The sequence below is a fragment of the Rhodothermus bifroesti genome (assembly GCF_017908595.1).
GTDB lineage: Bacteria > Bacteroidota > Rhodothermia > Rhodothermales > Rhodothermaceae > Rhodothermus > Rhodothermus bifroesti.
Window position 1 is genome coordinate 25407 of record NZ_JAGKTL010000005.1, and the last position, 26991, is coordinate 52397.

The 26991-nt window shown below is 56.8% G+C and carries 25 protein-coding genes and 1 tRNA gene; 17 read left to right on the plus strand and 9 right to left on the minus strand.

Annotated features, from left to right (window positions below; all coding sequences use genetic code 11):
* Positions 1-78 precede the first annotated feature (78 nt).
* The 8 genes from J8E65_RS11100 (at position 79) to J8E65_RS11135 (ending at position 7280) form a co-directional block, all read left to right on the plus strand.
* Positions 79-837, plus strand: a complete 759-nt coding sequence (locus J8E65_RS11100) for an ABC transporter ATP-binding protein (protein ID WP_210376053.1) — start codon at positions 79-81, stop codon at positions 835-837.
* A 31-nt stretch (positions 838-868) separates the two neighbouring features.
* On the plus strand, positions 869-1939 hold the full coding sequence (locus J8E65_RS11105; RefSeq protein ID WP_210376056.1) for an MlaD family protein: 1071 nt from the start codon (positions 869-871) through the stop codon (positions 1937-1939).
* 11 nt (positions 1940-1950) lie between these two features.
* Complete coding sequence (locus tag J8E65_RS11110; RefSeq protein ID WP_210376059.1) at positions 1951-3195, plus strand: AI-2E family transporter; 1245 nt, start codon at positions 1951-1953, stop codon at positions 3193-3195.
* Positions 3188-3472, plus strand: a complete 285-nt coding sequence (gene rnpM, locus J8E65_RS11115) for an RNase P modulator RnpM (protein ID WP_210376062.1) — start codon at positions 3188-3190, stop codon at positions 3470-3472. The genes J8E65_RS11110 and rnpM overlap by 8 nt, the downstream gene beginning before the upstream one ends.
* An 84-nt stretch (positions 3473-3556) precedes the next feature.
* The gene (gene tgt, locus J8E65_RS11120) at positions 3557-4687 is read left to right on the plus strand and encodes a tRNA guanosine(34) transglycosylase Tgt (RefSeq protein ID WP_210376064.1); all 1131 of its coding nucleotides are present in this window, start codon (positions 3557-3559) and stop codon (positions 4685-4687) included.
* 63 nt (positions 4688-4750) lie between these two features.
* Positions 4751-5986, plus strand: a complete 1236-nt coding sequence (locus J8E65_RS11125; RefSeq protein WP_210376066.1) for a 4-hydroxy-3-methylbut-2-enyl diphosphate reductase — start codon at positions 4751-4753, stop codon at positions 5984-5986.
* A gap of 3 nt (positions 5987-5989) precedes the next feature.
* Entirely contained in the window at positions 5990-6724 is a 735-nt protein-coding gene (locus J8E65_RS11130; protein WP_210376068.1) for a class I SAM-dependent methyltransferase, read from the plus strand.
* The gene (locus J8E65_RS11135) at positions 6705-7280 is read left to right on the plus strand and encodes a hypothetical protein (RefSeq protein WP_210376069.1); all 576 of its coding nucleotides are present in this window, start codon (positions 6705-6707) and stop codon (positions 7278-7280) included. The genes J8E65_RS11130 and J8E65_RS11135 overlap by 20 nt, the downstream gene beginning before the upstream one ends.
* Here the strand turns inward: J8E65_RS11135 and J8E65_RS11140 are convergent.
* The 3 genes from J8E65_RS11140 to J8E65_RS11150 are packed head-to-tail and all read right to left on the minus strand — an operon-like array spanning position 7277 to position 10117.
* Positions 7277-8356 (minus strand): DUF2914 domain-containing protein, encoded by a 1080-nt coding sequence (locus tag J8E65_RS11140; protein WP_210376071.1) that lies wholly within the window; start codon positions 8354-8356, stop codon positions 7277-7279. The two genes, J8E65_RS11135 and J8E65_RS11140, sit on opposite strands and share 4 nt — an antisense overlap.
* Positions 8357-8376: 20 nt before the next feature.
* On the minus strand, positions 8377-8940 hold the full coding sequence (locus J8E65_RS11145; protein ID WP_210376076.1) for a DUF2480 family protein: 564 nt from the start codon (positions 8938-8940) through the stop codon (positions 8377-8379).
* 13 nt (positions 8941-8953) lie between these two features.
* Positions 8954-10117, minus strand: a complete 1164-nt coding sequence (locus J8E65_RS11150) for a cysteine desulfurase family protein (protein WP_210376079.1) — start codon at positions 10115-10117, stop codon at positions 8954-8956.
* A gap of 226 nt (positions 10118-10343) precedes the next feature.
* Here J8E65_RS11150 and J8E65_RS12490 point away from each other — a divergent pair, with 226 nt between their 5' ends.
* From J8E65_RS12490 to J8E65_RS11160, 3 genes are read left to right on the plus strand one after another with little or no spacing between them, the layout of a single operon-like run.
* Positions 10344-10634: a hypothetical protein gene (locus J8E65_RS12490; RefSeq protein WP_237181964.1), complete on the plus strand. Its 291-nt coding sequence runs from the start codon at positions 10344-10346 to the stop codon at positions 10632-10634.
* Positions 10612-11448 carry an alpha/beta hydrolase family protein gene (locus tag J8E65_RS11155; protein ID WP_237181965.1) on the plus strand — a complete coding sequence of 279 codons (837 nt, stop codon included), beginning with the start codon at positions 10612-10614 and terminating at the stop codon, positions 11446-11448. Before J8E65_RS12490 ends, J8E65_RS11155 begins: the two co-directional genes overlap by 23 nt.
* A 2-nt stretch (positions 11449-11450) precedes the next feature.
* The gene (locus J8E65_RS11160; RefSeq protein ID WP_210376081.1) at positions 11451-11900 is read left to right on the plus strand and encodes a GNAT family N-acetyltransferase; all 450 of its coding nucleotides are present in this window, start codon (positions 11451-11453) and stop codon (positions 11898-11900) included.
* Positions 11901-11952: 52 nt separating this feature from the next.
* Here the strand turns inward: J8E65_RS11160 and J8E65_RS11165 are convergent, their stop codons facing one another.
* Positions 11953-12999: a peptidylprolyl isomerase gene (locus J8E65_RS11165; protein WP_210376083.1), complete on the minus strand. Its 1047-nt coding sequence runs from the start codon at positions 12997-12999 to the stop codon at positions 11953-11955.
* A 155-nt stretch (positions 13000-13154) separates the two neighbouring features.
* Between J8E65_RS11165 and J8E65_RS11170 the strand changes: the two genes are divergently transcribed.
* Positions 13155-13227, plus strand: a tRNA-Glu gene (locus tag J8E65_RS11170).
* Positions 13228-13307: 80 nt separating this feature from the next.
* Here the strand turns inward: J8E65_RS11170 and J8E65_RS11175 are convergent.
* Complete coding sequence (locus tag J8E65_RS11175; RefSeq protein ID WP_210376085.1) at positions 13308-15527, minus strand: DUF5666 domain-containing protein; 2220 nt, start codon at positions 15525-15527, stop codon at positions 13308-13310.
* A gap of 303 nt (positions 15528-15830) precedes the next feature.
* Here J8E65_RS11175 and J8E65_RS11180 point away from each other — a divergent pair, with 303 nt between their 5' ends.
* Both J8E65_RS11180 and J8E65_RS11185 read left to right on the plus strand, forming a co-directional pair.
* Positions 15831-18518: a valine--tRNA ligase gene (locus tag J8E65_RS11180; protein ID WP_210376087.1), complete on the plus strand. Its 2688-nt coding sequence runs from the start codon at positions 15831-15833 to the stop codon at positions 18516-18518.
* A 14-nt stretch (positions 18519-18532) separates the two neighbouring features.
* Entirely contained in the window at positions 18533-19498 is a 966-nt protein-coding gene (locus tag J8E65_RS11185) for an aspartate carbamoyltransferase catalytic subunit (RefSeq protein WP_210376089.1), read from the plus strand.
* Here the strand turns inward: J8E65_RS11185 and J8E65_RS11190 are convergent.
* The gene (locus J8E65_RS11190) at positions 19495-20670 is read right to left on the minus strand and encodes a DegT/DnrJ/EryC1/StrS family aminotransferase (RefSeq protein ID WP_237181968.1); all 1176 of its coding nucleotides are present in this window, start codon (positions 20668-20670) and stop codon (positions 19495-19497) included. The genes J8E65_RS11185 and J8E65_RS11190 overlap by 4 nt on opposite strands.
* 76 nt (positions 20671-20746) lie before the next feature.
* Here J8E65_RS11190 and J8E65_RS12555 point away from each other — a divergent pair, with 76 nt between their 5' ends.
* Positions 20747-20878 carry a hypothetical protein gene (locus J8E65_RS12555; RefSeq protein ID WP_262896831.1) on the plus strand — a complete coding sequence of 44 codons (132 nt, stop codon included), beginning with the start codon at positions 20747-20749 and terminating at the stop codon, positions 20876-20878.
* Between the two features lie 58 nt (positions 20879-20936).
* On the opposite strand, the gene J8E65_RS11195 is transcribed toward J8E65_RS12555, so the two are convergent.
* The 3 genes from J8E65_RS11195 to J8E65_RS11205 all read right to left on the minus strand — a co-directional run bounded on the left by J8E65_RS11195 (position 20937) and on the right by J8E65_RS11205 (position 23361).
* Entirely contained in the window at positions 20937-21818 is an 882-nt protein-coding gene (locus J8E65_RS11195; RefSeq protein WP_237181969.1) for a tetratricopeptide repeat protein, read from the minus strand.
* A gap of 136 nt (positions 21819-21954) precedes the next feature.
* The gene (locus J8E65_RS11200; RefSeq protein WP_210376432.1) at positions 21955-22692 is read right to left on the minus strand and encodes an LOG family protein; all 738 of its coding nucleotides are present in this window, start codon (positions 22690-22692) and stop codon (positions 21955-21957) included.
* 9 nt (positions 22693-22701) lie between these two features.
* On the minus strand, positions 22702-23361 hold the full coding sequence (locus J8E65_RS11205; RefSeq protein ID WP_210376092.1) for a YiaD family glycine zipper/OmpA-like lipoprotein: 660 nt from the start codon (positions 23359-23361) through the stop codon (positions 22702-22704).
* 216 nt (positions 23362-23577) lie between these two features.
* Here J8E65_RS11205 and J8E65_RS11210 point away from each other — a divergent pair, with 216 nt between their 5' ends.
* Together J8E65_RS11210 and J8E65_RS11215 are read left to right on the plus strand one after the other, a co-directional pair.
* Positions 23578-24576, plus strand: a complete 999-nt coding sequence (locus tag J8E65_RS11210) for a sugar phosphate nucleotidyltransferase (RefSeq protein WP_210376095.1) — start codon at positions 23578-23580, stop codon at positions 24574-24576.
* On the plus strand, positions 24573-26981 hold the full coding sequence (locus tag J8E65_RS11215) for an endonuclease MutS2 (RefSeq protein ID WP_210376098.1): 2409 nt from the start codon (positions 24573-24575) through the stop codon (positions 26979-26981). Before J8E65_RS11210 ends, J8E65_RS11215 begins: the two co-directional genes overlap by 4 nt.
* Positions 26982-26991: the final 10 nt, after the last annotated feature.

Consider the following 26991-nt stretch of genomic DNA (forward strand, 5'->3'; position numbering starts at 1 on the left):
GGGCAAGCACACGCTGCATGGGCATTGCAGCAAAGCCGCTCACTGACCGTTATTTTTTTTTGAGCAGCGCGAAAAATCATGGATAGGTCGCTTGTATCGTCTGGAGTGCCTGAGCCTGTGGTATGCTTGCGGGCAGTCTACAAGCGTTTTGGTGTGCGAGAAGTGCTGCGTGGCGTAACGCTAGAGGTTGCGCCGGGGCAATCGGTGGTGGTTATGGGCAGCTCTGGGAGCGGCAAAAGCGTCTTGCTGAAGCATCTGGTGCGGCTTTTAGTGCCCGATCAAGGCGAAGTTTGGGTGTTGGGGCAGCGGGTTGATCAGCTTGAAGCGGAGGCGCTTGACCAGCTGCGCCTTTCGATTGGCTATTTGTTCCAGAGTGGAGCTCTTTTTGACTCCATGACCGTCTACGAAAACCTTGATTTTTTGCTCGAGCGCCACACTAAGCTTAGCCGAGCTGAGCGTCGCGACCGCATTTTAGAGATGCTCGATTGGGTTGGCTTGCGCCATACAGTCACGCAGTATCCAGCCGAACTCTCAGGTGGGCAGCGTAAACGCATCGCTTTGGCACGCGCTATGATCCTGGAGCCCAAGGTGCTCCTTTACGATGAACCGACCACGGGGCTCGATCCGGCTTCGGTGCGCGCGGTTTCTGAGCTTATTGTGCGGCTACGCGAGGAACGAAGCATTACGTCGGTTACCATCACACACGACCTGCTGTGCGCTGAGATCATTGCCGATCGTGCCCATTTTTTGCATGAAGGCCGCATTCTTTTAAGCGGCACTTTCGAGGAATTGCGTAAGGCCGATCACCCGGCGCTGCGCAACTTCTTCGGAAATTGACGGATTCAATCGATAAATATTGGTCTGGTCTATGTCGCGGGAATTTCGGGTAGGTTTACTGGCATTGGCTGGTGTGGCCTTGTTTGTATTGGTCCTGTTTACGATTGCGAACCGGTCGTTTCTGCTCAGCGATACGTTTTTGCTGCGCGCTCGCTTCAACCGGGTAGCTGGACTGGTGCCTGGTGCACCGGTGCAGTTTCAAGGCGTAAATGTTGGCCGGGTCGAATCGGTGCAGTTGCCCCTTGCCCCTGGCGGACAGATCGAAGTGACGATGGCCATCAAAGAAACAGCGCGGCGCGTCATTCACAGGCGCACGCAGGCCCAAATTAAAAGCGAAGGGCTGGTTGGCCAGCAGATTGTTGTGCTGGTCAATCCAGCTGGTGTGGATGGGGAGCCGGTAGTAGAAGGCGATCTGATTGTTGGCGTGGATCCGTTTGACCTGTTTGAAATCACCGACCGGGCACTGGCTTCGGTGCAAACCTTTGAGCAGGCAGCCGAAGCTTTCCGGCAAATCATGCACGACGTGCAGGCTGGCCAGGGCACCTTGGGTAAGCTGATCTACGATCCGGCGCTCTATAACGAATTTGTGGCCACAACGAGTGAAACGCGACGCGTGCTTAACAACTTGGCCAATAACGCCGAAGCGCTCGTAGCGCTGGCCGACGAGGCTACGCAGGGTGTGAAGTCGATTCTGGAAAAGATCGATCAAGGGGATGGCAGCCTGGCGCGGCTGCTCAATGATCCGGCACTTTACGTGCAGCTGCTGGCTACTGTCGATACGCTACGTATGGTTGCTACCGACTTGCGGGCCATTACAGGGGCCATTGAGAATGCAGCGCATTGGGGCACCTTGGGAGCTTATCGCTTTGCAGAGCTGATGGAAGCCGCCAAGCACAACTGGTTGTTTCGACGCTATTTTGAAGAGCGGGGGTACATGGAGCAGGCACCGTTCGAGGTGCGCGAGCGGGCTATTGAGCAATCCTACCGTCAGCTTGAGGCTCGCATGCGCGAGCTGCAGGCTTGGGAGCAAGCGTTGCAGGCACGTGAGGCCCGCCTAAAGGCGCTAGAGGCCCGGATCGATTCCCTAGCAGATGTTCCATAAGTTACGCCGCTATGTCCCATCCTTCTCAAGACCCCCGCCTAAGCGCCCTGGAAGTCCTCCTATTGGGAGGAGGGTTGGCCTTGTTCCTCGCGCTGCTCTACACGCTGCAAGCCGTACTGCACCCGCTGCTGATTGCTATAGCTGCTGTGATTTTGCTTTGGCCGCTACGCACGCAGCGGGCTGTGCGGGCGCTCATGTTTTCTGGGGGCTTTTTGCTGCTGTTCTGGCTCCTGAGCCAGTTGCAGTGGGTGCTGCTGCCCTTTGTGATTGCGTACCTGTTGGCCTATTTAAGCAACCCGGCTGTCGACTGGCTGGCCCGGCGACTTCACGTGCCGCGATGGGTTTCGGCCTTGGCAGTAACCGCTGGGGTTATCGGCATCGTAGTCGCCATTGCGCTGCTTTTGGTCCCCTCGATTCTCTCACAGCTGGTTACGCTCTTGCAGCAGTTGCTCGACAGCATGCGCTACCTGCGACGCTGGCTTTACGAAAGTCCCTGGATGGATCGGTTAGCAGAAGTGTTGCCTGTGGACCGACAGGCCATCTTGCAACAGCTCACAACTTTTATCGAACAACAACTGCAAAAGCTCACTGGAAATCTGCCAGACTTGCTCACGACGTTGGCACAGTCGTTAGGGTCGGTGGTAGGCGCCATTACGATGATTGCCACCTTCCCGGTGCTGCTTTTTTATACCCTTAAGGATTATCCCAAATTGCGCGATGCGTTGATTGGCCTGTTTCCGCAGCATAACGGTCGCAAGGACTACCTTGTCCATGCCAGCACGGTGGTGGGCAATTACTTGCGGGGCCAGCTGTTGATTAGTGCGATTGGTGCAGTGAACGTATCTGTAGCCTTACTGCTTCTGAACTTTCCGTTTGCGCTGCTGATTGGGCTACTTGCTGGGATATTAAACTTGATCCCGAACCTGGGCGCAGTGCTGACCAACATTATTGCTGTGGCTGTTGCACTGCTTTTTGGCGATCCGCCGCTCTTGGATGCCGTTTTGGTAACGGCGGTATTGCTGGGGCAGGGATTACTAGAAGCGAGCGTGCTTTCGCCGAACATTCTGAGCTACCAAGTGGGTTTGCATCCTGTACTGATTTTGCTTTCCCTGTTTGTGTTCGGGTATTTTTTAGGAGCGCTGGGGTTGCTTGTTGCCGTGCCCACGACAGCTGTACTGGTCGGTTTTTATCAGAGCTATCGTGCAGCGGTGCAGCAGGCGCAAACTGTTTCGGAAACGACAGTAACCGATGGCTAAGCGGCACGTCCCGCTGCGGCGATGCGTGGTATGTCGCACGCAGCAGCCTAAGTCCGCCCTTGTGCGCATTGTACGCCAGCCCGATGGTCGGGTAGCATTGGACGCTGAGCAGAAAAAAAGCGGTCGCGGTGCTTATCTGTGCCGGCAACCCTCGTGCTGGAACCCTAAGCTGGCCTTACCACGGCTGCAACGCGCGCTGCGAACCTCGATCGATGAAGCGTTTCGTGCAACGTTACTTAGCTATGCCGCGCATTTGCATAGCGCCGATACCGCTTGAAGAAAGCCGGTAAAACTGCAGCTTTTTTGGATCCTAAGAGGTTAGGCCAGCGTGGAACGGCGCCGCAGTTTTATAGGGAGGGCGATGCGGTTTGTGCTAGAACGTGTCGATACGGCAACGCGCGCACGGGCCGGACGGCTCGAGACGCCGCACGGCACGGTCGAAACCCCTATGTTTATGCCAGTGGGTACCGTGGGTAGCGTAAAAACCCTCGGCCCGCGCGAACTGCGCCAAGACATTGGCGCACAGATCATCCTAGGCAACACCTACCACCTCTACCTACGGCCTGGGCTTGAGGTGCTCCGCCAGGCAGGCGGCCTACATCGGTTCATGGGCTGGGATGGACCTATTCTGACCGATTCGGGAGGATACCAAGTTTTTTCACTGGCGCCACTGCGCAAGCTTTCTGATGAGGGGGTCGTGTTTCAAAGCCATCTCGACGGTTCTCGACACCTGTTTACCCCTGAAAACGTGATCGACTTTCAGCGCATCATCGGGGCGGATATCATGATGGTGCTCGACGAATGCCCGCCTGCCGATGTCTCGTTAGAGGCTGCACGTCGGGCACACGAGCTGACGCTGCGATGGGCCGCGCGCAGCCAACAGCGCTTTAGCGCAACCGAACCGCTTTACGGCTATCCACAAGCCCTTTTTGGTATCGTACAGGGCGGCGTTTTTCCTGCCTTACGGCGGGCTTCAGCCCAAGCACTGGTTGAGATGGACTTTCCTGGCTATGCAATCGGGGGCCTTTCCGTGGGAGAACCCGCTGAGGTGATGTACGAAATGGTCGAGATCGTTACCGAACTGCTGCCTCTTGATCGCCCACGTTACCTCATGGGCGTAGGCACGCCAGCTAACCTGCTGGAAAACATCGCGCGAGGTATTGACCTGTTCGATTGCGTATTGCCTACGCGCAACGGCCGTAATGGAATGCTCTTTACGACCGAAGGCATCCTCAACATCCGCAACCGTAAGTGGCAAATGGACTTCTCCCCGATTGACCCTGGCCTGGAGGGTTACGTGTCGCAAACGTTTACCAAAGCCTACCTACGACACCTGTTTCAGGCCGGCGAGATCCTTGGGTTGCAGATCGCTACGCTGCAAAACCTGAGCTTCTACCTGTGGCTGATGCGTGCAGCGCGGCAGGCTATCTTGGAAAATCGCTATCAAAGCTGGATGAACGAGGTGCTACCGCGCATCAGTCAACGCTTGTAAATTGAACCGAAGCTGCAGCCGAAGCGTTAGAGCAAAACACGCGCGACCGCAACCGCAATAGCTATGCCTCGGCAGTTTGACATTCCCATCTTTTATAAAAGCCCGATCATCTCGCGCGTCAAAGAAGCCCGCCGCCTTCAGGATCCACGCAAGAAAGATTTTTCGCCCACAGTGCTGGACTTTGGGCCGGTGCGCTTCAAGCTAGCCCGGCATTTTGGCTTCTGTTATGGCGTAGAGCAGGCCGTAGAGATCGCCTATCGGGCCCTTGAGGAAAACCCAGGCCGACGCGTTTTCCTCCTCTCAGAAATGATTCATAACCCCCATGTAAACAGCGATTTAGAACAACGTGGCGTGCGTTTTTTGCGCACGACGCGGGGTGAGCAGTTGATTCCTTGGGACGTCTTGCGGCCCGAAGATATTGTGATCATCCCGGCTTTTGGCACCACACCCGAGATCGAGGCCGAATTGGCGTCACGTGGCGTAGACGTACACCGGTATGACACTACGTGTCCTTTTGTTGAAAAGGTTTGGAAACGCAGTAGCCAACTCGGCCAGCGCGGCTACACCGTTGTTATTCACGGGAAACGCTATCATGAGGAGACGCGCGCCACGTTTGCCCGTGCTGCTCGCGAGGCGCCCGTTGTGGTCGTGCGCGATCTCCAAGAAGCCGCCAATCTGGCACGGGTGATTCGGGGAGAGGCCGACGCGGCGTTTTTCTACGAGCATTTTCGCGACCGCTACTCCGAAGGCTTTGACCCAACGCGCGACTTGGTACGCATCGGCGTGGTCAATCAGACCACCATGCTGGCTACCGAAACGCAAGCCATTGCCGAGCTGCTGCGTCAGGCCATGATCGATCGCTATGGCGCTGAAAACGTACACGAGCACTTTGCCGATACCAGCGACACCCTCTGCTATGCCACGCACGAAAACCAGCAAGCCACGCGTACGCTCATCGATGCTGGAGGGGACTTGGCGCTCGTGGTGGGCGGCTACAACTCCTCGAACACCAGCCACTTGGTAGAGCTATGCGCTGAACGCATGCCCACCTACTTCATCAAAGGTCCTGAAGAGCTGCTTTCCCCCGATCGCATCCGGTACTTTGATCTTAGGACGCAAACGGTTCAGGAAAGCGAAGGCTGGCTTCCTGCTCATCGACCTATCGATATTGTGCTGACTGCCGGCGCTTCTTGCCCCGATGCTTTGCTTGAAGCAGTGCTGCAACGGGTACTGACGTGGTTTAAAGACGTACGCGCTGTCGAAGACGTTCTGGCGCCTTACCTGGAAGCGGTCGCTTGAAGCATGGCCTGGTACCACGACTGGTTTAATCACGAGGCGTACGAGCTGGTTTACCGCCATCGCGACGATCAGGAAGCCGAGCGTGTGGTAGCGCTGATTGAACAGGTCGTGCACCCTGAGCCAGCGTGCACCATCCTCGATGTTGGTTGCGGACGCGGTCGTCATGCCCGCGCTCTTGCCCGACGGGGTTATCGCGTGACCGGGATCGATGTGGCTGAACGCGCGCTCCAGCTAGCCCGAGAACGTGCCGAAGCAGAAGGCTTGAAAATCCAATTTGTACTGCACGACATGCGCCAGCCGTTTTGCACCGGCTGTTTCGATGGGGTGGTCAACCTGTTTACGGCTTTTGGTTTTTTTGAAGAGGAGGCGGATCATTTGCGTGCGTTGCAGGCTATGGCCCAGGCGTTGCGTTCGGGTGGATGGTTGGTGCAGGATTTTTTTAATGCGGATTACCTTGCCCGCTATCTCGTTCCTTCAGATCATTTCACCTGCGATGGAATCGAAATCACGCAAGAGCGCTGGTTGGAAAACGGCCGCGTCAACAAGCGCATCCGCTTGCGGCACAAGGAAACAGAGACGGTGTTCTGTGAATCAGTACGACTGCTGCGCTTGGAAGACTTCCAGCGTCTTTATGTTCAGGCTGGACTGGAGATCCAAAACATCCTAGGGGATTACGAAGGCCGCCCCTTCACGCCCGAAAGCCCCCGCTTGATCCTTTATGCGCGCAAACCTGCTTAAATACGTCGGGCTGTGGCTGCTTGTAGGACTGCTGGGGTGTGATTTGTTTGCTCCCCGTCCCCCAGAACCACCCATGCAAGAAGGGGGCACCTTCCTGCAGCCCGATACGCCTGAACGCGTCGTGGAAAACCTTCAAGCAGCGATCGCTGAGCGCAATGCAGGAAACTACGTTCGTTCTCTGGCCGAAGATTTTACGTTTGTGCCAACAGCCAGTGCGGAAACCCGCGATCCGGCTTTATGGGTAGGGTGGGGGCGTTCGGCCGAAGAGCAATACTTCAGTGCGCTGGTAGCCGCCCTTACGCCTTTGGCCGTGCCGCAGTTGCAGCTTAGCGCACCTACGCGTCGCTTTGAAAACCCAACGCGCTACGTGCTGGAAGCTACCTATCAGCTTACCGTGCCCCACACGCGTCCTGATGCACCTACCCTTGTGGCAGGACGGCTCATCTGGGAAATTACGCAGCAAGCAAACGGCCTTTGGGCACTTACCCGATGGACGGACCGCCAGCAAGGAGAAATGCCTTCGTGGAGTGAGCTCAAGCGCGCTTTCGTCAACTAAGCGACCTGCCGCACCCGTAATGGGGGACGCACAGTTGCCGGAACCAGTTCAAACGCAATGCGGCCTAGCAGGCGGCCGTGTTCAGTGCGCACTTCAATCCGCCAGCGGCCTGGTTGCACCTGGCGCTTAAACGTATAGCCGCGGTATCCCCCATCACGTCCTCCTACCACAGCATAGGCAATTTCGTCCTGCGTAACCCACCGCTGCCGCGCTTCGTCATAACGCTGCCACACGTGCCGCACGCCTGTGCGCAGCTGCGTAGGTGCAAAGACCGAAGCAAAGCAGAAAACCGTATCTCCTTCCACGTAGTGAAAACGGGGACTAACGCGTTGCCAGAAGCGATACCAAGGAGCGGGTTCATAGTGAAGCACGTAAACAGCATTTTCGCGCCGAACGTGATGATATACGCCCCCTTCGCGTAAGGCTAACGGCACCGGCGGAATCCAATTCAGCACATAAAGCACCCCAAGCCCGAGAACAATTGCCGCTGCAGCTAGAGCCAATTTTATGCTTTGCCCTTTGGGTACAATCCCCTGGCGATAAAAAAGAACCACAAGCAGCATGACGGGCAGCAGGCTCAGTGCGCTTGAAAGTCCAAACACCAGGTCACTTATGCGGCGCAGTACGACCGGCACAAAAAACACGAAAAAGGTAAAGCTGCATAGCGTGTAGAGCCCAAGCAACACATACACCCCTAGCAGGCGCCGATGCATGAATTCATTGGCTACAAGTAAGCCTACAAGCCCTGCAAAAAATAGCCAGTGGGTAGGTGCTGCCGTGCTCTGAAAGTAAAACACCACGTACGCGCTAAAAAGTGCACCAAAAAGGAACTGGAGCACAGCAGGAAAATAATCGCGGTAGCGCAAAAGCCAAGCTGCGCGCAGCCGACCGTAGGTCGTGAGTACAGCAAGAAAAAGCGCAACACCTAAAACTAGGAAATAACTTAGCAAGATCAGGTTATCTGCTAAGGCATCAATGCGGCGTAGCGTGAGGGCATCCCAGGTGACCCCGCCAAAGAAAAACACCACGGGGAGCAAGCGGCGGTAGCGAGACGTCTGCACGCGCTGCGCTCGCATAGATTACGTGCAGCGAGGCCTCAGTCTGCAGATTTCGGAAATGCTGGACCTACAGCCCGGGCTTGGGCATCTGAACGAGGCTCCGGCCGGCGCCAGAGCGGGACCGACGAGCAGGGCTCGCCGTACATCAGTTTACGTGCTACGGTTTGTAAGTACTGGACTGCCAATACGTAGGCACTGGGAGGAACCAGCTTGCTTGCACAGCCTTTGACAACCACAATACGATCCTTGTAACGGGACCAATCTTCACGTGCAAGGGCCCGCGCAAAGTAGTCCCGCAGCAACGCGTCACGGCGCCCTACCGTAACCGAACGTGCGATGCCTTGCAGCTTGGTAGCCACAAGCATGTAGGCCCAAATAGGCAGAATCGCATCTGTAGAGCAGTAAAGGGCAACGTGACAGTCCGCGTACTGCGACCAGTCGTGCGCTTGCACTTGCTGGCGAAAGGCTTTTTCACGCAGCACCAACCCTTCCACTAAAAAAGGAGCTAGGTCTAGCTCAACAATGGGCTTGTCATCCCAGAGGGCTTCCAGGTTATATACCACAATGTCGCTTTGGGCTACGCGATTAAGGATCGGTTCCATGGCTGTGTGCATCTCAAGCAAAGGTCACTGCGGTGCTGCGGCGCAAGCGTTCTACCGCAGCAATCAGCTCGGTCAATGCATAGTCAATATCGGCTTCTGTGGTAAAGCGTCCCAGGCTGATACGTAGCGTCGCTTGCGCTTCGGTATCGCTGCGGCCCATAGCCCGAAGCACATGGCTGGGCTTACCGCGGCCTGAGCCGCAGGCACTTCCAGCCGAAAGTGCCAGTGTACGTACGCTGGCAAGCAAGCGATCGGCACGCACGCCTTCCAGCGTAATACTGCTGGTTTGGGGCAGGCGTGGCGCCCCCGCTCCGTTGACGCGGACGCCCGGCAGCGCAGTGCGCAAACCTTGCTCTAAGCGATCACGCAACGCCTGTAAACGAGGCATTTCCGCTGCCATGACTTCGGCTGCCCGCAGCGCAGCAGCCCCCATGCCCACAATACCCGGCACGTTCAATGTACCGCTACGTAGGCCTTGTTCATGTCCCCCACCATCAATCAACGGCAGCAGCCGAAGCTCTGGCCGACGCCGGACGTACAGCACCCCCACGCCTTTAGGGCCGTAGAACTTATGCGCTGAGCAAGCCAAAAGATCAATGCCAGCTACCTGCACAGGAATTTTCCCTACCGCCTGCGTAGCGTCGACCAGTAGCGGTACCCCGTGTGCGCGTGCAAGCCGGGCTATCTCGGGGATGGGATGCAACACGCCCGTTTCGTTGTTGGCCCACATGACGCACAGCAGTACCGTCTCGGGTCGCAATGCCGCCTCAAGCGCTGCTAGATCCAGCCGCCCTTCAGCATCGACAGGCAGATAGGTAACCTCCCAGCCACGCTGCTCTAGCCTCCGGCAGGCTTCTAGCACCGCTCGATGCTCGGTCTGCACCGTAACCAGATGGCGCCCACGATGAATCGAGGCTTCGGCTACACCTTTAATGGCCAGATTGAGCGCTTCGGTCGCGCCACTGGTGAAAATCACATTTTCCGGTTCAGCCCCTAGTAACGCGGCTACTTGCTCACGTGCGGCCTCAACGGCTGCTTCAGCCTCCAGACCATAGCGATGACCTTTGCTAGCTGGATTACCAAAGCGCTCCGTAAAATAGGGCAGCATCCGCTCCAGCACCTGCGGATCAACAGGCGTCGTCGCGTTGTAGTCCAAATATATCGGTCGCTGCTGCATAGGGCCACACCACCAAATCAACCTCTTGAAACGGAAGCCCGGAGAGGGAGTTTCGTAAAGGGCCTAATGCAGCGGCGGAGCCGTTGCACAACAGCTCCGCCGCTACGGTACGCTCATACAACCCACCTGGCTGCCAAACAGGAAGGGTATAATTTATATGACCTAATTTAGACAAAATCTAAAGTAATTTATAGAGCCTCTTTGTGAAAAATCAATTAAGTACTTTATGCTGCAGCTTATCCGCCTAGGGCGTTGGACGGGGTCAAAAAAAGGGGGTGTAATGCGCCTACCGGTGGGGATACTGATTGTTTTAAGCTTGAGTCTTGGTGCCTGTGGTGAAGTATCCACGAACTGGAAAATAGAAGAAGAACGGGTTGTAGCCGGGGTAGACCTGGATTTGCTTTTTATGCCACCGACGGAAGCGGAGCGGCAAGCGGTTCTGGCGGCGTGGGCTACGCGGGACGTTGCGGCGCGTAATGTGCAAGAAATTGCGCGTGCACCGTTTGGTGCTCGATAGTACGGCCGTGACGCTACGTTTTTTGGCGCACACGGTCGAAGGACAGCGCCACATTGGGGCCGTTTTGGTGCCCGAGGGCGCACCTGCAGGCAGTCGGCCTGTGTTGGTATGGGCGCACGATGGCGATCAAGGCGCCAATCTGGAAGCAGACCTTTGGCCGCTTGTAGCAAGCCTAGACCTGACGCGCTTTGTGCTGGTCATTCCTGCTTTTCGAGGAGAGGCGTTGACCTATCAGGGCCTGGTCTTTGCCAGTGAGGGAGAAGTGAATCCCTGGGAGGGGGATGTGGAGGATGGGCTAGCATTACTGAATGCCGTGCTTGCGCATGTAGCTGCTGCCAACCCGTCGCGTATTGGGGTACTCGGTGTGGGTCGGGGCGCTACGGTGGCGTTGCTCATGGCGTTGCGGGATACGCGCATTCGGATGGTGATTGGTGCTTCGGGACTGACGGATTTTTTCGGTGCGTTTGTGCAGCAGCGCATTGAAGCAGCCCTTCAAGGGAAATATGCACCGCTCCCTGGATGGCAGGCTTTTGGCCGACACGTGCTGGAACCGTTAAAGGCCAAGCAACGCTCGTTGGGAGAAGCTCGCTTGGCTTTGTTGCGCCGTTCTCCGGTGTATTTTGCGGATCGACTTCCCCTTGGCCAGTGGCATCATGGTCGCGGTGATACCCTTGTTGCAGTGGCCCAAGCGGAACGTTTGGCGGCGGTACGCCCCTCAAACTTTGCTGTCTACCTCTACGAAGAGGGCGCCTATGGGTTGGAAACCATGCCGGGAAGTCAAGCGCGTATTCGGACGCTGCTAGAACTGCTGTAGCCATGGACGAGCAATTTCGCATTCATCCAGTGCAAAGTGAGGCGGAAATGGCACAGGCCTGGGCCATCCGCGAAGTGGTTTTCATTCAGGAGCAGCACTGCCCGCCGGAAGAAGAGCGAGATGGGTTAGATGAGGTCAGTCGGCATGTACTGGGTTGGGTAGGAGACGTGCCTGTGGCTACGGCGCGTTGGCGTGTGGTGCCTTTTCAGGAGCGTTTGGTAGCCAAGCTAGAGCGCTTTGCCGTCCTGCCCGCTTATCGCGGGCGGGGTTACGGAAAGGCGCTGGTAGCCTATGTTGTGGCAGATGCACGACGGGCCGGATTTACGACGTTTTTGCTGCATGCGCAGGCCCATCTGGAGTCTTTCTACGAGCAGTTGGGTTTTCATGCTACCGGCTACCGTTTCATGGAAGCCGGCATCCCGCATGTGCAAATGATTCGCCAGGAAACTTAAGCAAGCGGGCCGGCAACTGCCGGCCCGCTTGCGGTCTTTGCGATCGAAGTCGTTACAGCTTTGCCTGCACAATGGACGGATTAATCCGAACCGTAGCTTTGCGCAGGAGGTCTTCAAGGGTCTTTTGTACGGTTTCCTGCTTGCGCTGCTCGGTGAGCTGCTCGCGCGCTTCGGCTGCGTCCATCAGCGAGTCATCTTTCCGACGCTCCACAAGGCGAATCAGGTGATAGCCAAATTGGGTACGTACGGGCTCGGCCGTGATATCACCCGGCTTAGCCAATGCAAAGGCAGCTTCTTCAAAGGCCTCGACGGTTTCCCCACGGCGAATGAAGCCCAGATCTCCGCCTTCCTGGGCGCTGCCATCTTCGCTATGGCGGCGGGCCATTTCGCCAAAGTCAGCACCAGCACGGATGCTGTCGAGCACCGCCTGAGCGCGATTCCGCACCGCCGTAGCTTCCTCTTCTGAAGCGCCTGCATTGAGCCGAAACAGAATGTGCTGGACGTGCACCTGCTCGGCTTGCTGCTGGCGAAAGTCTTCGACCTCTTTGTCCGATGGCGGAGTCGCCTTAGCTTCGATTTGCTCCCGAAACGTACGCTGACGGATCATTTGGGCCAGCATGCCGCGAAGCGAGTCTTCTGTCAAGCCATCCTGAGCCAGTGCCTGCTGAAAGACCTCTGGACTAGGAAAACGGCTGCGAATCTGCTCGAGCTCTTGCTCAACAGTTGCTGGATCGGCTTGAATGCCCTGGCGAGCAATCTCCCCATCCACAACGTGGCGCACAATAAAATCTTCCACGATGCTTTTGTGCACCTCGGGCAGCAGGGCTGGGTTCATTTGAATTTGCGGGTAGCGCTGCAAAATGAAGGCCAATTGCTGCCGAAATGCTTCAGCGGTCAGCGTATCGGAGCCGTACTCCGAACTGACTACGGCTGCTACGCTGGAATCGGCTACGGGCGTGCCGACCCGGTAGGTACGGTCGTCTTCCTTTGCGTTGGCTTCGGTGTCTTGGGCGCGGCAGCCTAAAAGCAACAAAAGGGCTAACCCCCACAGCGCGGGCAGCAGCAGTCGGCCCGTGCGCAAACAACGTACAGCATGCATGAACGTGATCCTTTTTGAAATGGTGCAGAACAAAACCGAATTACCGCTGCAACCGCGCGTTTGGTAATTAGATCCGCCTTGAGCTTCTCCGCAAAGAATTTATTAACCGAAACCCTCAAATTGCTTCAGGCGTTTGGTTTGGCACCTGTAAATGTGCCGCGTTCGTCTAGGGGTCTAGGACGCCAGCCTCTCACGCTGGTGACACGGGTTCGAATCCCGTACGCGGTACAAAGCCCGCTAGCCTTTAGGCCAGCGGGCTTTTTTATGTTTAAAAAAGCCCGGCCTGATCGCTCAGGCCGGGCTTAAGCTTAGCGCACGAGCGTTAGGGTGCGCGTCAGTGCTTGGCGTCCCACCTGAAGGCGGTAAAGGTACATGCCGCTGGCCACAGGGCGACCCGCCTCATCGGTGGCATTCCAAATCACCTCATGCACGCCTGGAGGCAAGGTGGTATGCACCAGCGTACGCACCCGTTGGCCTAGTAGGTTGTAGATCTCTAGCGTTACGGGCTGCGGTGCGGTCCCGCCTAGCGTGAAGCGTAGCGTCGTCCGCTGCGTAAAGGGGTTAGGATAGGCAGGGTCGAGTGCAGCGCCAGCAGGCAGCCGCTCTGAAGCGGTTGTGGTGATTGCAGTGGCATCAAGTACGGTCACATAGTCGGCTGTATAGGTTGTGCTGTGGATGCCGTTGCCGGTTTTAGCAACACTAGCTGAGCGGCGGCCATAAACGATCACCTGCTGGCCAGCTTGCACATCAGCCCAGGCTATTGGTTGCTGCTGCGCATCCACCACTACGGTTTGGCTCGTGATGGCAAACGTGACCGACCCGACCACGACAGCATCGGCACGCAAGGTGTCGGCCCTGCCGGTTGCAGCCACAAGGCTTTCTATTTTAATTTGCTGTGCCACAAGACCCAGGCCAGTGTGCATGGTGGCCTTCACTTCTACAATCTGACCGGTTTGCAGCTCGCCAAACGTAATTGTCATGCCATCCTCAGTTAGAATCTGAGTGTTGGCATCCACAAACACCGGTACGCCCGCCACGACCAAGCTATCGGTACCTATGGCCTCAATGGTCCCTTCGATTTCTACTTCCTGATCGTTTTCGTCGGTCAGCACGTGGATACGCATGGCCCAGTAGGTACCGTCAGGGTGTGCTACGCCACGCACTTTCACCACCATGCCCAGCTGCAGATCGCTCAAATGCACCTGCTGTCCCTGGGCGTCGATCACAAACACCCCCGGCCGCGCGTGGAAAACCAGGCCGCTTACGGTAAGTGTGCTGTCGGTCAGCGCCTCAATCGGCCCGCGCACGTCCACCACTGGATGGAAGGCTTTCAGCACCTTGATCTTCAGGGCTAGCCATGTGCCGTCGCGTTGGCGTTCCGCTTTGACCTTAACCAGCATCCCTACCTGAAGATCAGACAGCATTAACGAACGGCCCCAAGCATCTTCGATTGTGGTCGTGCTGCTTACCCAAAACGTCAGACCAGCCACAACCAGACTGTCGGTACCTACAGCCTCGATAGGGCCGGCAAACTCAAACATGTGTTCCCCAAGGGTTTCAACCTCAATCTCCAGGGCCAACAGTAAGCGCTGACGCAGATCAAAGTATCCCTTGACTTCAACAAACTGGCCTACCTCAAGCGCAGCAAAGCTTAGCGGCTGATCTTCGTCGTCGTAGATCTGGGTAAGCGGGGTAACCCAAAACGTCAAGCCGCCTACGGTAAGCGTACTGTCGCTCAGCGCTTGGATAAAGCCCTTAAGTTCGATCTCCCGACGGCTTACCGTGATGCGATCCTCAGAAGCTACCTCGATTTCAATTGCCGTGAGCTGACCGTCGCGGCTCAGGTGGGCTTCGACTTCAACCAGCATCCCTACCACCAAATCGGCCAGCGTCAGCAACTGGTCATCGGCATGGATGCGCGTGGCGGCGGTAACCCAGATTCGAAGTCCCTGCACAACCAACACTGAATCCTGCAGCGCGAGGATCGGGCCTTTAAGTTCAATGGTTGGGAACCGATCTGCGTCCTGGTCTCCTGCGCTTCCTTCAACCTGTAGGGCTACAAACTGGCCTTCACGCACCTCACCTTCCACTTCAGCATAAAGCCCAACGGCGAGCGTGCCTTCAACTTCCGTTTCCGCCGTCAGCCTAAAGGTGAAGCCATGGACCGTCAGGCTGTCGGCACTCAGCGCGGTGATGCGTCCACGGGCCTGCACCCGATCTGGGCGATCCTCTGGGGTTATTTGCTTGATGCTGTGGGCGTAGAAGCGCCCATCGGCAGCAAGCATCCCTTCGACTTCAACCCGCTGTCCAACCGCAAGTTGGCTAAAAGGAATCGGCTGTGCTACTGTGTTTAAAATGCGCGTCAGTGCAGTTACATGAAACGTCACACCATGCAGGGTAAGTTGGGCTTGAGCGGTAGCTTCGATGGTCCCTTCCAGGGTTACACCCGGTCGATCATCAGCCCGGGCCGGAAGTAAGGGAAGGCTTAACAAAGCGGCAAGCCCTAGCATTGTGGCAATCCGTACCATGACAAACTCCGTCTGGTGGAAAGATTCCGTTGGTTTGTTTGGGGAGCTCTAAGATGATGCCAAATGGTAATTTTGGCTAAAAAGCCAGGGTAGATATGGCTGAAAAGCTCGGCAAGCGTGCAACCCAAGTTAGGGTGTGCGCACTTTTTGCGCATATGGCTTCAACAAGGATTAAAGGTTTTCCAAAAGAGGTCTTACTATCTTTTTTGGAACTATCAGCCAGACATCAGGTTGAGCGGGAGCGCCTGTGCAATGCCGGCGTACATGCGTATAGATTCCCTAAGCGTTGCTTTGAGCTGAGCTATGGCCAGTGAGCCGCTGCTGAAATCAACCCGTCTGAGTAAGGCGTACGACCCTCAAGAGATTGAGCCGCGGTGGTATGCCTATTGGGAAGCCCATCAGTTCTTTAGAGCTGAGGTTCGTTCTGATCGCGTGCCTTTTGTCATCATGATGCCGCCGCCGAATGTAACGGGGCGGTTGCATATGGGGCATGCGTTGCAGGACACCATTCAGGATGCGCTTACGCGCATTCGGCGCATGCAGGGCTACGAGGCACTTTGGCTGCCTGGCATCGACCATGCGGGGATTGCCACGCAGAACGTCGTCGAGCGCGAGCTGCGCGAAAAAGAAGGCAAGACGCGGCACGATCTGGGGCGGGAGGCCTTTTTGCAGCGCGTTTGGCAGTGGAAGGAGGAATACGGAGACATTATTCTGCAGCAGAAGCGACGGCTAGGCGACTCCTGCGACTGGTCGCGCACGCGCTTTACGATGGATGAAGGCTTTACGCGGGCGGTCCAAGAGGTGTTCGTTCGCCTTTATCATGAAGGGCTCATCTACCGAGGGGACTACCTGGTCAATTGGTGTCCGGTTGATCAGACGGCCCTTTCCGATGAAGAGGTAGATAACGTTGAGCAGGACGGCCAGCTGTGGTACATTCGCTATCCGCTTGCAGACGGCAGTGGCTTTGTCACCATTGCCACCACGCGTCCAGAAACCATGCTGGGGGATACGGCGGTGGCGGTGCATCCTGAAGATGAACGCTACCGTCACCTGATTGGCAGAAAAGTGCGCTTGCCGCTTCTTGGACGGGAAATTCCTATCATTGCCGATGCACATGTCAAGCGTGACTTTGGCGCTGGTGCGCTCAAAATCACGCCCGGGCATGATAAGAATGATTTTGAGATTGGGCAGCGTCATGGTCTGCCGTTGGTGAACATTATGAACCCAGATGGCACGATTAACGCCAACGGTGGGCCCTATGCTGGGCTAGATCGCTTCGAAGCACGCAAGCGCATCGTGGAAGACCTGCGGGCTCAGGGGTTGCTAGAAAAAGTTGAGCCTTATCGTCATACTGTGCCCATTTCCAGCCGCTCGAAGGCTATCATTGAACCTTTGCTCTCCCGGCAGTGGTTTGTCCGGATGAAGCCGCTGGCCGAACCTGCGATCGAAGCGGTTCGGCGCGGAGAGATTCGCTTCCATCCGGAGCGCTGGGCGAATGAGTACTTCCGCTGGATGGAAAACATTCGCGATTGGTGCATTAGCCGGCAAATCTGGTGGGGGCATCGCATTCCAGTCTGGTACTACACCGACGCCCAAGGGCAGATCGACGAGTCGCGTGGCTTTGTAGTTGCGGTTGATCCGCCCGAGCCGGGCATGGTGCAGGATGAAGACGTGCTCGATACGTGGTTTTCGTCTTGGCTATGGCCGTTTGCTACGTTGGGTTGGCCTGAAAAAACACCTGACCTGTCGTATTTCTATCCTACCACGGTGCTGGTTTCAGGCTACGACATCCTCTTTTTCTGGATTGCCCGCATGATAATGGCGGGGATCCACTTTACCGGCCAGGTTCCCTTCCGGGATGTATTCATCACGGGCATGGTCAAAGACAAATACGGCCGGTGGATGTCGAAGAGCTTAGGTAACGGTATCGACCCGCTAGAGATGATCGAGCAGTACGGCGCCGATGCCGTGCGCTATTCGCTGACGGTCTTGTGCACGCAGGGGCAAGACATTAAGCTCGACCCCTCCAAGTTTGAGATGGGGCGAAACTTTGCAAACAAAATCTGGAATGCCTTCAACGTCTTTGGTCAGTTCATGGAGACCGACGAAGAAGGCCGGCCCCTACGCGACTATCGCCGTCAGCGACCCTTCGAAGCGCTCTCCTTGGTCGAGCGTTGGATGGTCTCACGCCTGAACCAGACGCTTGGAGTGATTCATGAGGCGATTGACCGTTATCGGCTCAACGAAGCGCTGCTTGCGCTCTATGACCTATTCTGGGGGGACTATTGCGACTGGTACCTGGAGCTGATCAAACCGCCGCGCGGTCAGGCTATGGATGACGAGACGATCGCGCTGGCCGTGGAGCTGTACGAAAAGATGATCCAGCTCCTGCATCCGTTTATGCCGTTTATTACAGAGGCCCTTTGGTGGCGGCTGCGGCCTCGGGCTGAGCGAGAGGCCTGCATTGCGTCGCGTTGGCCTGAAGCGAACCCGAAAGAAGTGGATGCACTTGCCGTGCGTCGCTTCCAGCGTCTGCAGGAGATGATTTCTGGAATTCGGAATGTGCGGAGTACCTATGGCGTAGCACCCGGCAGCGAAATCCGCGTGCTGATTCGGGTACCTGAGGCAGAAGCTGATGAAGTCGCGCAGCTTGAGGCACACCGCGACTATTTCACCCGACTGGCCAAGGTCCGAGAGGTGACCGTTGGCGTGGGGCTCGAGCGGCCCAAAGCCAGTGCTGTGGTTGTCGTAGGTCGCTACGAAGTCTACGTGCCGTTGGCTGAGGTGATCGATCTGGCCCAAGAGCGCGCCCGGTTGGAAAAAGAAATCCAGCAAAAAGAACGCTTCCTGCTCAGCATACAGCAGAAGCTGCAGAACGTCCAGTTTCTGGAAAAAGCCCCGGCCGAAGTGGTCGCCCGTGAGCGCCAGAAAGCTCAGGATGTCCAGGCAGAGCTAGAGCGGCTGCGGGCTAACCTGGCTGCGCTCGATTGAAGCGTAAACTGTCTATGACGCTCCCAACGGAAACGCCTACGCTTGAGCGGCTTCGACACCGCCACCTGTTAGGATTGGCAACCTATTCGGCCCAAGAAATTCAACTTATTCTACAAACCGCCCGGCAATTTCGTGAAGTGCTTGAGCGCCCCATTCGGCGGGTTCCTACGCTCCGAGGGGTGACGGTAGTTAATCTATTTTTTGAGCCCTCTACGCGCACACGCATTTCCTTTGAGCTGGCCGAAAAACGCCTTTCAGCCGATGTGGTCAACTTCTCGACTTCTGGTTCTTCGGTGGTAAAAGGCGAAACGCTAAAAGACACGGCCAGAAACCTGGAGGCGATGAAGATCGACATGGTGGTTATCCGGCATCGCTCTCCAGGAGCTGCCCACTTTCTCACGCGCTGCATCGATGCGGTGGTCATCAATGCCGGTGATGGCGCGCACGAACATCCTACGCAGGCTTTGCTAGACCTGCTGACGATCTCCGATCATTTCCCTTCGTTTGAGGGGCTGAACGTCTCGATTATTGGCGACATCGCTCATAGCCGGGTAGCCCGTTCCAACATCTATGGCCTTAAGGCGCTAGGGGCCAATGTGACCCTCTGCGGTCCGCGTACGCTCATGCCTGTGGGCATTGAAACACTGGGCGTGCGCGTCACCTACCGCTTGGAAGAGGCCTTGGAAGGCTGCCATGTGGCCATGGCGCTTCGGCTACAACTGGAGCGACAAACGTCGGGTCTATTCCCCAGCTTGCGAGAGTACCACGCTCGCTATGGCATTAAGCTGGAGCATCTAGAACGGTACCCCGATCTTTTGATCATGCACCCGGGCCCAGTAAATCGGGGCGTAGAGCTGGCTAGCGAAGTTGTTGACCACGAACGCGCCATCATTCTCGATCAGGTTACCAACGGGGTGGCTGTGCGCATGGCTGTGTTGTACCTGCTAGCTGGCATGCCTGAGGCGGCCGAAGCGGCTTAGGCTACCGGTGGTTGCCCAGTGCGCAGTGCGGTTTCAAGGTAAGTGCGGATGGCTTCGGCAATGCGCATTTGCTGCGCGGCTGTGAGTTCGGTATGCATTGGCAGGGAGAGCACCTCACGTGCCGCTTTTTCGGCCTGGGGGAGCGAATCATAAGGACCCCAGCTGGAAAAGGCCGGGAGCTGGTGGAGCGGGACAGGGTAGTAGACGGCCGTTGGAATGCCCTGAGCTTGCAGGTATCGCTGCAAGCCGTCGCGCCCACCAGGCACCTCAGGATGGATGCGGATGGTGTATTGATGGAAGACGTGGGTGCGCTCAGGCGCGCGGTAGGGGAGCGTCAGGCCCGGACAGTCGGCCAGCAGCGCATCATAGCGATCGGCTGCAGCCTGGCGGGCACGGGTATAAGCTTCTAAGTGGCGCAGCTTGACGCGCAAAATGGCCGCTTGCAGTGCATCGAGCCGGCTGTTGATCCCAATGCATTCGTGGTAATACTTGCGCCGAGCGCCATGGTTAGCTAGCATGAAGACCCGATGATGCAGCTCCGGATCGTGGGTCACGACGGCACCACCATCGCCATAAGCACCTAAATTTTTAGAGGGAAAAAACGAAAGGCACCCCATATCGCCAAAGGTACCGGTCTTCTGGTTTTGGTAGCAGGCCCCAATGGCCTGCGCGTTGTCTTCAATCACCCGAAGGTGATGGCGTTGCGCCAGCTCTAGCAGAGGCGCTAGGTCGGCAGCTTGGCCGAACAGGTGTACGGGCACTAAGGCCCGGGTTTTCGGCGTAATGCGGGCCTCAACGCTAGCTGGGTCGAGCGTGAACGTATAGGGATCGATGTCGGCAAACACGGGACGAATGCCAAGCAGTGCTGCCGCTTCGGCTGTAGCCACAAACGTAAAAGCAGGCACGATGACCTCATCACCTGCCTGAAGTCCAAGGGCCATGTAGGCTAGCTGCAGCGCATCGGTGCCATTGCCCACGCCCAAAGCAAAACGGCATCCCAAAAAAGCAGCCAGCTCTTGCTCAAAAGCCTCGACTACGGGTCCACGAATGAACTGCCCACTGTCTAGCACAGCTTCAAGGGCCGAGAGGATTTCCTTCTGAATCGCCCGGTACTGCCCAACCAGATCGACCAGTTGTATGTCGTCCATAAGTCCCTGCGTGCTGCGTGGCATTGCGGTCTAAGATACGAACGAACCGTGTGCGCAAGCGTACATGCACCCTGGGTGCATCTACCAAATAGGAAAGCCTATGCCATACCTTTTGCAAAGCCCTGAGCCGGTTTCCATGCCTACTGGCTTAGAATGGATGGTGGTTGCCAGCGTGGTAGTGCCGGCTGTTTTGCTGGCCGTGCTCATTTGGCTTGCCCGTCGCACTACGTGACCTAAAAAAGAAGGCCGCTCCTTAAGGAGCGGCCTCGAGCACTTTCGTGTTCGAATGTTTATCGAGAAGAAAGTTGCGACAGGTAGTGCTCGGCGGGGGCTTTGTAGTTGCCGTAAAGTGCGTTGCTAAATGCTTCGCGCGCGTTTTCCCGGTCACCCATCAGCATATATACCTCACCCAGCACAAAGTAAATCTTGGCCTTGTCGGTACGGCTGCCCCGGTGCAGTTCCAGCGCCTTTTGGCCCATTTCTACGGCTTTTTGATACTCGCCGACGGTTTTTAGCGCCTCAGCATAGTAGTAGTAGACATCGGCGTCGGGTGAGACTTCCGTAATTTGCAGGAGCTGGTCCAGATATTGGATGGCTTCCCGGGCATCTGCAGGAGCCGGGTTGCCACCATTCCGTGCCAGCGTGCTGGAAGCCAGGTATACGTAGTGATCCCGAATCGCTTTTTCTGCAGACTGGCGTGTTTCGCTATCCTGTGCTTTTTGGCTGACCGAAAGCGCCTGTCGGAGTGTGCTTAGGCCTTCTTCCGTACGGTTCAGCTTAAGCAACGCCAGGCCCTTACCTAGATAATTTTTGGCAAACGCGGCGTCGTGCTCAATGCCTTTGTTGTAATGATTCAGTGCCTGATCAAACTTGTTGTTTCGATAGGCTTGCAGACCAAAGTTGTAGTCTAGCTGCGCCACAATCCGAAGGGCCTTTTGTGCCGTTTCCTGATCTCCTGCTTGGCGGGACATCTGGGCAGCTTTCAGGAAACCATCATAGGCCTTCTGATATTGCTTGGCCTTGGCATCCTCTAAAGCTTGGTTAAAGACCTTTTTGTACTCCTCTCCAGCCTGGGCTTGGCTGGCAGCTGGAAGTAGCAAGCTCGCCCCTAAGGCCAGGACCAATAGCGCAATTCCCTGGCGAAGGACTGTTCCAATACGTTGCACCATCATCACGCTTCTGGGTTGGGGTGTTAAAAATGAACCACTTAACAAATAGCCAGCTTTCAACACGGCGCTATAAAATACAAGTTCCAACGCTAAAAGAAAACCTTACATTTTTTTCACAAAAAACACATAAACGTTATGGTTAGAAATTAGGCCCTGGGATGCGTTCACGATAGGCGGTTTCGATTGTTTGCACGGCTACTTCTGGATCATCAGTCAGGGTAAAAAGTGCCAAGTCCTCCAATGCAATGTTGCCGGCTGTGAGCACTTGCCCCTTGAGCCAGTCGACGAGGCCACGCCAGTAGTCGGTGCCCATGAGGACGACGGGAAAGCGCGTGGCTTTGCCGGTTTGAATGAGCGTCAGGGCCTCAAAGAGTTCGTCTAAGGTACCAAAGCCCCCGGGTAGTACAATAAAGCCTTGGGCGTACTTGACAAACATCACTTTGCGCACGAAGAAAAAGTTGAAGTTGATTAACTTATCCCGATCGACATAGGGATTGGTGTCCTGTTCGTGGGGAATGACGATGTTGAGTCCTACGGAAGTGCCACCAGCTTCGCGGGCGCCTTTGTTCGCGGCTTCCATGATGCCTGGTCCGCCGCCAGTGATTACGCCGAAGCCGTGGGCTACCAGGCAGCGACCTACGGCTTCGGCCAAGCGGTAGTAGGCATGGTCACGTGGTGTGCGGGCTGAGCCAAAGACCGATACACAAGGGCCCAGCCGGGAAAGCGTTTCAAACCCTTCCACGAATTCAGACATGATCCGGAAAATCCGCCACAAGTCTTTAATCTGTCGCTGCTGCCAAATCAATGCTTCGTTCTCCAAATGCGGGGAAGGTGTGTGGTGGCCATCAGTAGTGACGGTCGAAAACTTTCGCTCCATCATCGCGCCTCAGTTAGACCGTTGGAGTTCTTGGCGATAGGCTTCGCTGGCGAAAATGGCGATTTCTACGCGGCGGTTCAGCTGGCGACCCTCTGGGGTGTCGTTGGACGCCACCGGCTCACTTTCTCCTTTGCCCAAGGTACGAATACGGCTGGGGCGAATGCCCTGCTCCATGAGAAATGCCGCAGCTGCTTCGGCGCGCCGTTCAGAAAGGCGTTGGTTGTACTCTTCAGGCCCTGTGCTGTCGGTGTGGCCTACGATGAGCACTTCGGTTTCTGGGTATTTTTTTAGGCTTTCAGCAAGGCGGCGCAGGTTTTCGCGGGCTTCGGGGCGCAGTGTGTACGCATTGACGTCAAAGAGGATGCCAGAGTTAAATGTCACCAAAATGCCTTCGCCCACACGCTCGACCTTGGCATCCGGAAGTTCTTGCTGCATTTCAGCAGCCTGGCGGTCCATGCGTTGACCGATGATCGCACCAGCCGTACCGCCTACAATGGCCCCTAGAATGGCGCCACGTGCGGTGTTGCCCGTAGCTTTGCCAATAGCTCCGCCAACCACAGCTCCAGCGCCGGCGCCAATAGCTGCGCCTTTTTCGGTGTTGCTGAGTCGCGCACACCCTGCAAGCAGGAGTGCCAAAATTAAAAGGCCATATCCTGCATGTTTCTGCATGGTCCCTTGTTGGGTTGGTTTAAGATCTGACGAACTGGTGTGCATCAATTTCAATGCCGAACCTGCCTAAAAACCATTACAACAGCTGCTTTTACCAAAAGGTCGCAAAAGGATTCCCAAAGTACCTGTAAAGTTATCTACAGCCGGCGCATTTTCACCTCGGCCTGTTCTATCTTTCAAGCGAGTAAAAAGGGGTTAAAAAAACATCTCCCATCAATGAAGCTGATTATTCCGATGGCTGGAAGGGGCACGCGCGTGCGTCCCCATTCCCATGTTACGCCCAAACCGCTTTTGCCGGTTAAGGGCAAAAGTATGGTGGAGCGCATTGTCGACACGTTTAACCGGGTGCTGCCGCGGGCTTTGGACGAAGGGGTGTTTGTCTTAGGCCCCGATTTTGGAGAAGACATTCGTGCGCAGCTGCGCGACATTTGCAGGCGCCACCAGATGCAGGCGCATTTTACCGTGCAACCGGTAGCTGAAGGTACGGCGCATGCGGTCTACTGCGCTGGTGATCACCTCAAGGGTGAGGGCATTGTGGTCTTTGCCGATACACTGTTTGAAATGGAACCTGGCGTCGACCTAGAGGGCGCAGACGTGGTCATGTGGGTCAAAACCGTTGAGGATCCGCGGCGCTTTGGGGTGGCTGTGCGTGAGGGCGAGCGCGTGGTGGCGCTGGTTGAAAAACCTGCTGAACCGATTTCGCATGAAGCACTCATTGGCATCTACTATGTACGCGAGCTGGCCGTCTTGCGTCGCTACATCCAGCAGTTGATCGAGGAGGACGTGCGCGGCCACGGCGGGGAGTTTCAACTGACGGATGCTTTTGATCGCATGTTGAAAGACGGGCTGGTCTTTAAAACAGCGACGGTGAACGCTTGGCTGGATTGCGGCACCATTGAGGCCCTTATGGACACCACACGCTATCTCCTGCACAAAGAGCGCGACACGCTGCGGCTGGGAACGGTTGAAAATAGTGTGATTCACGAACCGGTCTACGTTGGTCCAGGTGCCCGTGTGGTGGATGCTGTGGTAGGACCTAACGTTTCGATTGAGGCGGGCGCCGAAGTCCGTCGCTCGGTGGTGCGCGACAGCATCCTGTTTGCTCATGCGCGCGTTGAAGGCGCCGTGCTGGCTGATGCATTGATTGGGCAGTATGCCGAAGTGCGCGGCCATCCCCAACGACTTAACATTGGAGATCATTCTACGGTGCAATGAGCGACGCTGTCGCAGCGCTGGAATGCTATCCAGAGACGGCTGAAGCTCGGCTAGGCTTCGACGTGGTTCGGGCAGTGTTGCGGGCGCAAACGCTAAGCCCTCTGGGGGCTGAAGCTGTTGACCAAATGCGTCCGTTGCGCGATCGCGAGGCGGTTTGCTTGGCGCTTCAGCAAGTGGAAGAGCTGCGGCAGGCACTGCGCTTTGATGATCCGGTGCCGCTTGAGCCCCTGTTTGACCTTCGGCCCCAGCTGACGCAGGCAGCCCCTGAAGGTGCGCGGCTCGAAGGAGAAGTGCTGGAAGCTGTTCGGCGTGTGCTTGCGCTAGTGCGTCGGCTAGCGGCGTATTTTCGAGATCGACAAGCCAAGTATCCGGCGCTTGCTGCACTAGCGCGGCAGCTGCGGCCACTTCCCGACCTAGAGCAGCAGTTGGCTCAGGTTGTTGATGAAGAAGGGCGCGTGCGCGACGAAGCTTCTGAGGAGCTGTGGCAGTTGCGGCGGCAGCTTGTCCGCATGCGGGAGCGGCTACGGGAGAAGCTACTAGAGGCGCTACGTGCAGCGCTTCGCCAAGGTTATGCGGCCGAAGAGCAACCCACAATCCGCAATGGCCGCATGGTTATTCCCATTCGGGCCGAAGCGCGCCGCAAAGTAGCTGGTTTTGTGCACGACGTGTCGGCCTCTGGGCAGACCGTCTACATCGAGCCGGCTTCCTGTTTAGCGCTGAATAATACCGTGCGCGAGCTGGAGTTGGCCGAGCAGCGCGAAGTCGATCGCCTGCTTCGCAAAGCTACCGGATGGCTTCGGCCGCATTTGCCTACGCTACGGACTGCGCTGGAAGTTTTGGGCTACTTTGATCTGCTGCAGGCAAAAGCACGCCTGGCTGACCAGCTGGAGGCTTGCGTGCCCGAGGTTGGCGACGACGGTGTGATTGCGCTCAAAGCTGCCCGCAATCCGGCGCTTTTGTTGCATTTCCAGCGTCTTAAAGAAACAACCGGTGAGCAGCGCACCGTAGTGCCGCTCGATTTGACGCTTGGACACACCTATCGCACGCTCATTATCACTGGACCCAACGCGGGCGGCAAGACGGTGGCCATGAAAACCGTTGGCCTGCTGGTGCTTATGCTGGCTTACGGATTGCCCATTCCGGCCGACCCCAGCTCGCATGTGTCGGTTTTCGACCGACTGTTTCTCGACATTGGCGATGCGCAGTCACTGGAAGCCGATCTGTCCACGTTCAGTGCCCACATGCAGCACATGGCCTACATGCTGGCACGTGCCGATGAACGTACGCTGATTTTGATCGATGAGGCCGGAACGAGCACTGACCCCGATGAAGGAGCGGCGCTGGCGCAAGCCATTCTCGAAGAGCTTACGGCCCGCGGGGCACGCACCATTGCTACTACCCACCATGGGGCACTTAAACGCTTTGCCTATGAGACCGAAGGCGTTGAGAATGGCGCCATGCAGTTTGACCAGGTCACGCTTAGCCCGACGTACCGTTTTCAAGTAGGGGTGCCAGGCTCGTCTTATGCATTTGAAATTGCCCGGCGCATGGGACTGCCCGAGGCTGTGCTCGAGCGTGCCCAGCAGCTGGTGGGTGTGCAGCAAGTGGCCTTGGAGGCACTGATCCGCAACCTCGAGGAGCGCTTGGCTACGCTGAGCGCGCGTCAGCAAGCGCTTGAGGCGACGCAGGCCCAACTGGAGCAGTTGCGGCGCGATTACGAAGCGCGTTGGCAAGCGCTCAAGCAGGAAACGGCAGCGATCCGCCAGCGCGCGCTCGAGGAAGCCGAGCAGCTTGTGCGTGAAGCTAATGCGCGCATTGAACGCACCATCCGAGAAATCAAAGAGGCGCAGGCCGAACGCACGACCACGCAGGCAGCCCGCGAAGCGCTAGAGCGCTTTCGCCGCCGCCTACACGAAGCGCAGCGCACTTTAACACCCGCAGCATCGGCTGCCGCAACAAGCGATCGTCCGACGTTGCAGGTGGGCGACCAGGTAGTGCTTGAGGATAGTGGCACCCCAGCCGAAGTGTTGATGCTGGAAGGCGACGAAGCGCTGATTGCGGTCGGGCGCTTGAAGCTGCGCGTACCCATAGGCCGCCTGCAGCGCCTCAATCGCCCCCAGCAGCGCAAGCAAACGCGAACGTCAACGTTACCTGCGCTGACGGCCCGCACGCGCCTCGACGTGCGCGGCTTGCGGGTTGATGAAGCGCTCAAGGCCGTTGAGCGCTTGATTGACGAAGCCGTTGCCAGCGGTGCGCAAGAACTCGAAGTGCTGCACGGCAAAGGCACGGGGGCGCTGCGCCAGGCCATTCGCACCTATTTACAAGATCGACCAGAAGTGGAACGCTTCGAGGATGCCCCCTGGGAACAAGGGGGACCAGGCATTACCCGCATTTGGCTTAAGTAAACCTAAGTCG

Excerpts from the sequence above, each read along its gene's own strand:
- J8E65_RS11100 (WP_210376053.1), top strand. The coding sequence starts at position 79 with ATGGATAGGTCGCTTGTATCGTCTGGAGTGCCTGAGCCTGTGGTATGC.
- J8E65_RS11105 (WP_210376056.1), top strand. The coding sequence starts at position 869 with ATGTCGCGGGAATTTCGGGTAGGTTTACTGGCATTGGCTGGTGTGGCC.
- J8E65_RS11110 (WP_210376059.1), top strand. The coding sequence starts at position 1,951 with ATGTCCCATCCTTCTCAAGACCCCCGCCTAAGCGCCCTGGAAGTCCTC.
- rnpM (WP_210376062.1), top strand. The coding sequence starts at position 3,188 with ATGGCTAAGCGGCACGTCCCGCTGCGGCGATGCGTGGTATGTCGCACG.
- tgt (WP_210376064.1), top strand. The coding sequence starts at position 3,557 with ATGCGGTTTGTGCTAGAACGTGTCGATACGGCAACGCGCGCACGGGCC.
- J8E65_RS11125 (WP_210376066.1), top strand. The coding sequence starts at position 4,751 with ATGCCTCGGCAGTTTGACATTCCCATCTTTTATAAAAGCCCGATCATC.
- J8E65_RS11130 (WP_210376068.1), top strand. The coding sequence starts at position 5,990 with ATGGCCTGGTACCACGACTGGTTTAATCACGAGGCGTACGAGCTGGTT.
- J8E65_RS11135 (WP_210376069.1), top strand. The coding sequence starts at position 6,705 with ATGCGCGCAAACCTGCTTAAATACGTCGGGCTGTGGCTGCTTGTAGGA.
- J8E65_RS11140 (WP_210376071.1), bottom strand. The coding sequence starts at position 8,356 with ATGCGAGCGCAGCGCGTGCAGACGTCTCGCTACCGCCGCTTGCTCCCC.
- J8E65_RS11145 (WP_210376076.1), bottom strand. The coding sequence starts at position 8,940 with ATGGAACCGATCCTTAATCGCGTAGCCCAAAGCGACATTGTGGTATAT.
- J8E65_RS11150 (WP_210376079.1), bottom strand. The coding sequence starts at position 10,117 with ATGCAGCAGCGACCGATATATTTGGACTACAACGCGACGACGCCTGTT.
- J8E65_RS12490 (WP_237181964.1), top strand. The coding sequence starts at position 10,344 with ATGCTGCAGCTTATCCGCCTAGGGCGTTGGACGGGGTCAAAAAAAGGG.
- J8E65_RS11160 (WP_210376081.1), top strand. The coding sequence starts at position 11,451 with ATGGACGAGCAATTTCGCATTCATCCAGTGCAAAGTGAGGCGGAAATG.
- J8E65_RS11165 (WP_210376083.1), bottom strand. The coding sequence starts at position 12,999 with ATGCATGCTGTACGTTGTTTGCGCACGGGCCGACTGCTGCTGCCCGCG.
- J8E65_RS11175 (WP_210376085.1), bottom strand. The coding sequence starts at position 15,527 with ATGGTACGGATTGCCACAATGCTAGGGCTTGCCGCTTTGTTAAGCCTT.
- J8E65_RS11180 (WP_210376087.1), top strand. The coding sequence starts at position 15,831 with ATGGCCAGTGAGCCGCTGCTGAAATCAACCCGTCTGAGTAAGGCGTAC.
- J8E65_RS11185 (WP_210376089.1), top strand. The coding sequence starts at position 18,533 with ATGACGCTCCCAACGGAAACGCCTACGCTTGAGCGGCTTCGACACCGC.
- J8E65_RS11190 (WP_237181968.1), bottom strand. The coding sequence starts at position 20,670 with ATGCCACGCAGCACGCAGGGACTTATGGACGACATACAACTGGTCGAT.
- J8E65_RS12555 (WP_262896831.1), top strand. The coding sequence starts at position 20,747 with ATGCCATACCTTTTGCAAAGCCCTGAGCCGGTTTCCATGCCTACTGGC.
- J8E65_RS11195 (WP_237181969.1), bottom strand. The coding sequence starts at position 21,818 with ATGATGGTGCAACGTATTGGAACAGTCCTTCGCCAGGGAATTGCGCTA.
- J8E65_RS11200 (WP_210376432.1), bottom strand. The coding sequence starts at position 22,692 with ATGGAGCGAAAGTTTTCGACCGTCACTACTGATGGCCACCACACACCT.
- J8E65_RS11205 (WP_210376092.1), bottom strand. The coding sequence starts at position 23,361 with ATGCAGAAACATGCAGGATATGGCCTTTTAATTTTGGCACTCCTGCTT.
- J8E65_RS11210 (WP_210376095.1), top strand. The coding sequence starts at position 23,578 with ATGAAGCTGATTATTCCGATGGCTGGAAGGGGCACGCGCGTGCGTCCC.
- J8E65_RS11215 (WP_210376098.1), top strand. The coding sequence starts at position 24,573 with ATGAGCGACGCTGTCGCAGCGCTGGAATGCTATCCAGAGACGGCTGAA.